This is a genomic window from Nocardia cyriacigeorgica (assembly GCF_010858045.1).
Lineage (GTDB): Bacteria > Actinomycetota > Actinomycetes > Mycobacteriales > Mycobacteriaceae > Nocardia > Nocardia cyriacigeorgica_E.
Genome location: NZ_JAAGVC010000080.1, coordinates 1 through 6154, shown reverse-complemented (window position 1 = coordinate 6154; position 6154 = coordinate 1). Strand labels below are relative to the sequence as shown.

Genomic DNA, 6154 nt, shown 5'->3' with positions numbered 1-6154 from the left:
GTGGCGGGGGTCTGCCGGGAGGTCGGTATCGGGCGGGACGGGGAGATTCCGCTGGTGGTTGACCCGGTGGCGGCCTCGATGCACGGTGATCCGCTGCTGCACGAAGAGGCGCTGGACGCGGTGCGCAACACGCTGTTCCCGATTGCCACCATCGTCACGCCGAACCTCGACGAAGTGCGCCTGATCAGCGGCGTCGAGGTCACCGATGAGGCGAGTGCACGCCGGGCCGCCGAGGCCCTGCACGCCTTCGGGCCGCGCTGGGTCGTGGTCAAGGGCGGGCATCTGCGCTCCTCGGAGAACAGCACCGACCTGCTCTTCGACGGCGAGCAGTTCCTCGAATTCACCGCACCCCGCATCCACACCGGCAACGACCACGGCGGCGGCGACACCCTCGCCGCGGCCCTCGCCTGCGCGCTCGCGCACGGCCACTCGGTGCCGGACGCGTTCGAATTCGCCAAGGAATGGACCCGCCGCTGCCTGGCCGCCTCCTACGACCTGGGCAAAGGCCATGGCCCGGTGTCACCGCTGTGGCGTTTGGAGTCCACGGGCCTGTCGTGACCCGTTTTTGTCGGTGGGTCGGCGCATACTGAGGTCGTCGCGAAGCACCGCTGGCCTCAACGGCGCGGCACAGCGAGAACAGCGTGGTTCGAGTGCACGCGGCACAGTTGGTCCAGCCGCGGGGCGGATTCGCTCACTCCGCGGTGAAGGCGAGGTGCAATGGCTGATCGGCATCGATGGTGAAACCGCTGAGCCTGGCATCCGCGCGGGCCAGGGCCGAGACCATCTCGGTGAGGTAAGCGACGAAACGCTCCACCGGCATCGGATCCTCGCGGAGGTTGGCGCCGAGCCACCAGTCGGTGGCCGAGGCCACCGCACCGAAAACCGAATAGATCACCAGCTCGACACCATTCGGGTCGATCGGGCGTTCGTTCACCGTTCCCATGAACAGATCGGCCACCTGCCCGGCCGCCTGCCGCGCCGATAGCAGCGAACGCGGTGACTGCGCTGCACTGTCCCTGCGCTGGGCGAAATGCCCGTTCAGAATGAACCGGAAAACGTTCGGATGCTGCGTCACGACCGCAACGTATTCGTGCGCTCCACGCCGAATCAGTTCGCGCACAGGGTCATTGGTGAGATCGACGCCCTCGACGATGCGCTCCCACAGCAGGTCCCGCATCCGATCCACGATGGCGTCGTACAGATCCGCCTTATCCGCGAAATGCCGATACAGCTTGGGCTTGGCCGCCCCCGCCGCCTTGGCGATCTCCCCCATGCTGACCTCGGGCCCGACATCCCCCAGCGCCCGAAACGCCGCGTCGACGAACTCCGCCCGCACCTTCACCCGATGCTCGGCCCAGCGCTGCGTCCGCGCATCCACCCGTCGCCCCGGAACCTCCCCCACCCCCCGGCCGCCGCGTTTCACCACGTCCGGGATCGTACTCACCGCCGGCCGACGCCAGCGGTCAGGGAGCCACCCGCCGTCACACCGCGGACAAAGAGGCGAGTACGCGCTCGGCATCCGCCGATTGCAGATGCTGCCTGATCCGTTCGGCAAACGCAGGCGCGCCTGCCTCACGCATCACTTGAGGCAGTGCCTTCCCCCGGCGAGGAACCCAGTAGGCGAGCTGCTCACAGACCACTTTCCGCACAAGTCGGTGATTGTGGTCGTCGATCAGCGGGAAGAAGTCGTCGGCACTGTGTATCTCGTAGATCAGGTCGTCGATGCCTTCGAAGTCACAACCATTCGCGGTCAGCACGATGTCGATGTCGGCGTGGACGGCAGCACAGTGGACGTGGGCGTCGAACGAATCCGGATAGTCCAGCCCCTTGTCCACGGTGTATCCAGTGATCAGGCTGTTCTCACCAAAGGTCTGGGCGATCTTGCGACGGATACCTCCCACCTGCTCCTCAGCGAGAAATGGGTTGTTTCTTCGCCTGTGGTAGAGGGTTTCGGCCATGATGTCTTCGGTCCAGAAGACCTCGAACATCTCGTGGCCGCCGCGTAGGTAGAGCAGGCTGAGCCAATCTCGAAGAGTGCAGGAGTACAGAATGTTCGCGTCCACAAGCACTCTCGTCGCCCGCCCACCGATCATGCCGACATGCCACAAGTCGGCGAGCAGGCTACGGGTACAGATGGTCTCAGGTTCAGTCGAGCACGCCCCACTCTTCCTCCATGGCGCGGAGTTCGTCGAACGCCTTACTCTGGCGCTCCAATTGGGACCGCCGGAATGCGAGGACATCCCTGCTGTAGAGCCGGGTGTGCGAACCGACCTTGTGGGCTGGAATCTTGTTCTCCCGAACGAGTTTCATCAGAGATGGTCGCGAGACGCGCAGCATTTGCGCGGCGGCGGTTGTTGTCACCTCGTCCGGGATCGGGCCGATGGTGACCGTGGATCCGCGACCGATCAGCTCGACGATCTGCATGACGAGCGCCGACAGCTCGGGCGGCATCCTGAGGCATTGGCCGTCACCGGTGGACAGTGTGACACTCGCCGCCTGAGCTTCGGCGGCGCCGTCAGCGGAGGCCAGCACCTCGCGGGCCTGCTCGACCTCTCGCGGACTGACCGACACAGTGGCTCGCCCATCGCGATGCAGGGTCTCCATCAGTCCTCCTTCCCGAATGCGAATCGCTGTTGCTGCTGGTAGCACACTCAGCCTAGCCGTGTTTCAGTTATATGTGCAACCTTTTTCGGTTACAAATGGAGCAAGACCCCCGATCGGAGACCGAGTGAGAATGTCCCGACCGGCACAGCGTCAGCGCCCTCGGGGCCGCTGCGAGACAATGCCCTCATGTCCGAGGAAATCGTTGATGTCTCGATCACCGCGAACGATCCGGAATGGCTGGCCGAATTCACGCGGAGCCTGATCACCGACCGGCTGGCCGCCTGCGGCAATATCATCTCCGGTGTGCGGTCGATCTACCGCTGGAACGACGCCGTGCACGCCAACGGCGAGAACCTGGTGATCCTGCACACCCGGCGTTCACTGGTGAGCGCGATCATCGAACGCGCCGACGCCCAGCACGCCGACGAGACACCACAGGTGCTCGCCGTTCCGGTGGTGCAGGCGCATCCGGGGTACCGGCAGTGGGTGCTCGATTCCACCCTCGAGCCGACACTGTTCGCCTAGCCGGCGGCCGGGCGAACGGCCACCAGCTCGGCGGGCGTGTACGCGGTCAGCTTCCTGGATTCCCGGATCAGGTGCGGCTGGTCCGAATAGCCTGCGGCCGCTGCGAGTTCGGCAATGCTCGTGCCGGGTGCGGCTGCGGCGAGGCGGCGAAACCGCTGGAAACGCAGAATGCGGACGAGGGTCTTGGGTCCGTAGCCGAAGCTCTCGTCGAAGCGCCGGCGCAGCGTGCGTTCGCTGAGGCCGAGTGCGCGGCCGAGAAACGGGATCAGTTGCGCCTGCGGCGGGGTGCCGCGCTCGATCAGCCGGTAGGCGGCGAGCATCGCAGGATCTGTTGTCCGCGAATCTCTTTCGACCGCCAGCAGCCGGGCGAGTGACGCTATCGTCGCCTCGGCCGAGGTCGCGTCGACCCGGCCCGCGAGGCGCCGAGCCCGGGCACCCAAGAACTCAGCGAGATCGACGCGCTGCCCCATCAGTTCCGATGCCGGGACGCCCAGCCAGGCCGACGCGGTAGCGGGCCGGAACCGCAGACCGCAGACGGTCGCACCAGCGGCGAGGACCTCGGTCTGCGGTTCCCGGTCGGGCCCCGCGACCCGCAGCCCGCCATCGATCCACTGCACATCGATGGTGGCGTCCGGGGTGATCAGCACCGGAACAGATCGCTGATCCGGCATCCGGTGGACCCAGGCCCAGCCGAAAGGTCCGATGGACATCGGCTGTTCCCGGTAGATGCCGACCGCGCCGGCGAGTTCCGCCCTCATCGGCAGTGGCCGAAACGTTCAATACCGGAGAGCCGAGGGCAAGCAGGATCGAATTCGAGCGGTCCGGGCCGGTACCGGGATCGCACCGAGTCGACGAAGGAGTTCAGCAGTGCAGCCACGAATCAGCGTCCTCACCATCGGTGTGGATGACCTGCGGAAATCGGTTGAATTCTATCGAGATGGGCTCGGCCTCGTCACCGAGGGGATCATCGGCACCGAGTTCCCGCATGGATCGGTCGCGTTCTTCGACCTTCAGCCCGGGCTGAAACTGGCGCTGTACGCTCGCGCCGATATCGCCCACGATGCCGGCATCGACCGGTCGGATCGCAGCCCGACCGAGTTCACCATCGGCCACAATGTCGGCAGCCGCGCCGAGGTGGACCAGGTGATGGCGGCGGCGGCCGGGGCCGGAGCCCGGATCGTCAAATCGGCGCGGGACACCTTCTGGGGCGGGTACGCGGGCTATTTCCAGGACCCCGACGACCATTTGTGGGAGGTCGCGTTCAACCCCGCGTTTCTCCCCGAGCAGCAGTAGCCGTCACCTCGAATTCCGGCCGGGGCCGGAATCGACCGGCCGTCGCGGTCGACCCCGCGGCGTTAGGCCTGCGCGGTGAGGTATTCGACGAGGGCGTCGACGATGGTGCGGGTGCCCTCCTCGCGCTGGGCTCCGGTGTCGAAACCGTCCAGGTGAGCGCCGAATTCGACGAGCGTGAACTTGGTTCCGGTCGCGGTGGGCTCGAATTCCCAGGTGGCGACGGATGTGGAGATGTGCTGGCCGTTGACCCACATGTCGTAGGTGTAGACGATGCGTTCGTTATCGACGATGTCGGTGTAGGTGGCCACGAAACGCGAGGTCATCTTCTTCTCGAAGGTGCCCTCGTTGATCTCCTGGCCGCCGACCCGGAAATCGACCGAGACCTCACCCTGCTCCCAGCCTTCTTCATTGCCGAACCATTTGCTCTTGATGGTGGGGTCGGCAAAGGCCTGGAAGGCGACGGCGGGGGCGACGGGCACCTCGCGCTCGATGGTGAACTGGGCGTGGTTGATGGAACGGGTCACAGTGTCGGTCATGGTCGTTCTCCTTCGGTGGTGGTCGTTGATTCGGTGAGCAATGCCTCGAGCCGGTCCACCCGGCGCTCGGCCGGCGGACGCTGCCGCCGCATCCAGTCGATCGCGGGCCCGAAGGCACCGGGAACCAGCTGGTAGGTCCGCACCCGCCCGATCTTCGCCGAGCTGACGATCAGCCCGGCTTCCAGCGCCTTCAGGTGCTGCACGATCGTCGGCATGGCGACCTCGAACGGCGCGGCCAGATCCGAAACCGAAGCGGGCCCCTGCGCCAGCCGCTCCACGATCGCCCGACGAGTCGGATCGGTCAGCGCCCGGAACACACTGTCCAGGCTCCCGTCCGGCTCATCCCGTGAATACTTAGGCACATGCCTAAGTATTCACATCGACGCTAGTTCACGCAACCCCTGGATCGGCATCGATCGAATCCAGGGAGTTGGAGGGAACCCGATGAGCGCCCTGGACGGTGGCACGAGTTTCACCCACTCGAGAAGCGGGTGGTGGCAGAGGAAGCCGTGACTCGGGCGATACGCCTAGCGGGCGTCGCCGGTCGGATCCACGAAGTGGGCTGATAGACGGGCGGCGAGACGAGTGAGTCCGGCCGCGTCGATCCGGGGACCATCGGACCAGGAATCGACGTCGAACCAGTGGATCGTCGCGGGCGTACCCGTCGGCCTGGCGAAAACGTGCTGATGGAAGTGGTCCACGCTGCGTCCGGCGATCGCCGAGAAGACGAATTCGGGTTCGAGTTCGTGGCGCAACGCGTGCGCGCAGCGGCGAACCGCCCAGCCGATTGCTGCGGCCTCGGAATCGGTCAGATCGGCCACCGTCGGCGCGTGCCGCCGGCTTTCGACGAACAGGTAGCCCGGGACCGGTGCGCCTTCGGTGAGGGGACGGTGGCTGACCACCACCAGGTCATCGGTGTAGAGGATCGGGCCGACCAGTCGGCCCGCACCCCGATGCTTGGCGCAGATCAAGCACTCGAGCTCCATCGTTCAACCGTATCCCCCGCGCCAGCGACCGAACACGCAGTCGCGGTGCGGAATTCGATGGATCCACACCGGTCGACCACCGATGGATCACGCGCCGACCGCGCCCGGCTTCGGGGCGGTCCGGGTGGGCTGCGGCCCGAACCCAACGATCGGCAGGCGCAGCGCGGCCGGGGCGTGGGGTGGGACGATCGGTGTGGATCCATCGAATTC

The 6154-nt window shown here is 66.1% G+C and carries 10 protein-coding genes; 3 read left to right on the top strand and 7 right to left on the bottom strand.

The genetic code is table 11. The features are described 5' to 3' along the window. Positions 1–558: PfkB family carbohydrate kinase (locus GV790_RS28615; protein WP_163817914.1), on the top strand; the 558-nt coding region annotated here is incomplete at its 5' end. A 133-nt stretch (positions 559–691) separates the two neighbouring features. On the opposite strand, the gene GV790_RS28610 is transcribed toward GV790_RS28615, so the two are convergent. From GV790_RS28610 to GV790_RS28600, 3 genes are all read right to left on the bottom strand, one after another. After that, positions 692–1378: a TetR/AcrR family transcriptional regulator gene (locus GV790_RS28610; protein ID WP_163817912.1), complete on the bottom strand. Its 687-nt coding sequence runs from the start codon at positions 1376–1378 to the stop codon at positions 692–694. A 103-nt stretch (positions 1379–1481) separates the two neighbouring features. Continuing rightward, complete coding sequence (locus GV790_RS28605) at positions 1482–2063, bottom strand: PIN domain-containing protein (RefSeq protein WP_163817910.1); 582 nt, start codon at positions 2061–2063, stop codon at positions 1482–1484. 82 nt (positions 2064–2145) lie between these two features. Next, complete coding sequence (locus GV790_RS28600; RefSeq protein ID WP_163817908.1) at positions 2146–2604, bottom strand: helix-turn-helix domain-containing protein; 459 nt, start codon at positions 2602–2604, stop codon at positions 2146–2148. 186 nt (positions 2605–2790) lie between these two features. Between GV790_RS28600 and cutA the strand changes: the two genes are divergently transcribed. Then, positions 2791–3129, top strand: coding sequence for a divalent-cation tolerance protein CutA (cutA, locus tag GV790_RS28595; protein WP_163817906.1), 339 nt, complete (start codon positions 2791–2793; stop codon positions 3127–3129). Here cutA and GV790_RS28590 read toward each other — a convergent pair. Then, on the bottom strand, positions 3126–3887 hold the full coding sequence (locus GV790_RS28590; protein WP_163817904.1) for an AraC family transcriptional regulator: 762 nt from the start codon (positions 3885–3887) through the stop codon (positions 3126–3128). The two genes, cutA and GV790_RS28590, sit on opposite strands and share 4 nt — an antisense overlap. A gap of 109 nt (positions 3888–3996) precedes the next feature. On the opposite strand from GV790_RS28590, the gene GV790_RS28585 reads away from it, so the two are divergent. Next, the gene (locus GV790_RS28585; RefSeq protein WP_163817902.1) at positions 3997–4422 is read left to right on the top strand and encodes a VOC family protein; all 426 of its coding nucleotides are present in this window, start codon (positions 3997–3999) and stop codon (positions 4420–4422) included. A 62-nt stretch (positions 4423–4484) separates the two neighbouring features. Here GV790_RS28585 and GV790_RS28580 read toward each other — a convergent pair whose 3' ends face one another. The 3 genes from GV790_RS28580 to GV790_RS28570 form a co-directional block, all read right to left on the bottom strand. After that, a complete protein-coding gene (locus GV790_RS28580) occupies positions 4485–4958 on the bottom strand; it encodes an SRPBCC domain-containing protein (RefSeq protein ID WP_163817900.1) in 474 nt (157 codons plus the stop codon). Next, positions 4955–5320: an ArsR/SmtB family transcription factor gene (locus GV790_RS28575; RefSeq protein WP_163817897.1), complete on the bottom strand. Its 366-nt coding sequence runs from the start codon at positions 5318–5320 to the stop codon at positions 4955–4957. Before GV790_RS28575 ends, GV790_RS28580 begins: the two co-directional genes overlap by 4 nt. A 165-nt stretch (positions 5321–5485) precedes the next feature. After that, the gene (locus GV790_RS28570; protein WP_163817895.1) at positions 5486–5944 is read right to left on the bottom strand and encodes an HIT family protein; all 459 of its coding nucleotides are present in this window, start codon (positions 5942–5944) and stop codon (positions 5486–5488) included. Between the last annotated feature and the right edge of the window lie 210 nt (positions 5945–6154).

What these genes read in the sequence shown, in the direction of transcription:
- GV790_RS28580 (WP_163817900.1), bottom strand. Translation starts at nt 4,958, where the DNA reads ATGACCGACACTGTGACCCGTTCCATCAACCACGCCCAGTTCACCATC.
- GV790_RS28590 (WP_163817904.1), bottom strand. Translation starts at nt 3,887, where the DNA reads ATGAGGGCGGAACTCGCCGGCGCGGTCGGCATCTACCGGGAACAGCCG.
- GV790_RS28570 (WP_163817895.1), bottom strand. Translation starts at nt 5,944, where the DNA reads ATGGAGCTCGAGTGCTTGATCTGCGCCAAGCATCGGGGTGCGGGCCGA.
- cutA (WP_163817906.1), top strand. Translation starts at nt 2,791, where the DNA reads ATGTCCGAGGAAATCGTTGATGTCTCGATCACCGCGAACGATCCGGAA.
- GV790_RS28600 (WP_163817908.1), bottom strand. Translation starts at nt 2,604, where the DNA reads ATGGAGACCCTGCATCGCGATGGGCGAGCCACTGTGTCGGTCAGTCCG.